The organism is Psychrobacter sp. AOP31-B2-9 (assembly GCF_052378005.1).
Lineage (GTDB): Bacteria > Pseudomonadota > Gammaproteobacteria > Pseudomonadales > Moraxellaceae > Psychrobacter.
Genome location: NZ_JBQSXG010000374.1, coordinates 1 through 288 on the forward strand (window position 1 = coordinate 1; position 288 = coordinate 288).

Below are 288 nucleotides of genomic sequence, written 5' to 3' on the forward strand. Positions count from 1 at the left end.
ATAGCCATAATTGACATAGAAGAATACCAAATCAAACACCTTAAAGTGGTTATCAAACTTCTTTGAGAAGCAGCAGGTCTTTCGAACGGCTCGTCGCAATCGGTGCCTAAGGCGACAGTTATTACCTTCTATGCCTACCGTATGCTGCTTGCCGATTTGTTTCTTGTCAGGCTTGAATGCGGTTATAAAGCTATCCCAGTTATCCATGCTAATAGAGCCATAGCTGACTTTCAGTTGTTTAAGACGGGCTCTTAGCTTCTTAGCTGTTTTCAGGTCACGTTTGCCCCA

1 protein-coding gene is annotated in these 288 nt (G+C 43.4%); it reads right to left on the minus strand.

Annotation, left to right across the window (positions count from 1 at the left end):
* On the minus strand, positions 1–288 hold a 288-nt coding region (locus tag ACT3SX_RS15695; protein ID WP_444528694.1), incomplete at both ends, for an IS1 family transposase.